The 442-nt window shown below is 37.6% G+C and carries 1 protein-coding gene; it reads right to left on the reverse strand.

Going from position 1 to position 442, the window contains the following annotated elements; genetic code table 11:
• Nucleotides 1–146: 146 nt before the first annotated feature.
• On the reverse strand, nucleotides 147–442 hold a 296-nt coding region (locus OM075_RS25650), incomplete at its 5' end, for a DUF6266 family protein (protein ID WP_301193396.1).

Below are 442 nucleotides of genomic sequence, written 5' to 3' on the forward strand. Positions count from 1 at the left end.
TTGCACCTACCACGTTACCTACTTTTCCGTTGAATCCACCAAGGATTCCGTTATTAAACTTTCCCATGACTATTTATTTTTACGATTTTTAATTTAAATGATTATATACCTGGAGCCTCACTTAAAGTGAGACCCCGGTTTTGAAATTAAGGTATACTAACGGTACCCAGATACACGCTGTTACTGGCTCTCATTAAATTGTCTGTTTCTGCAAAAGCAATATAACAATGTACCAGTGTTCCTGAAGGAGCATTGGGGAATGGTATTCCACCACTACGGTCTTCTCTTATATATTCATCTATAGAATAAGATGGATAATATCCATTGGCAATGCCTACTAATACGGCCTGTTCATTACCATGAATGTTCAGTGCTTTATCTGTATCACTCCAGTTAAAAGTAATTTGGTCTGCATCGGCATTAACAGATGCTGAATCAGCTA

Origin of the sequence: Plebeiibacterium sediminum (assembly GCF_026013605.1) — a bacterium.
GTDB classification, from domain to species: domain Bacteria; phylum Bacteroidota; class Bacteroidia; order Bacteroidales; family Marinilabiliaceae; genus Saccharicrinis; species Saccharicrinis sediminus.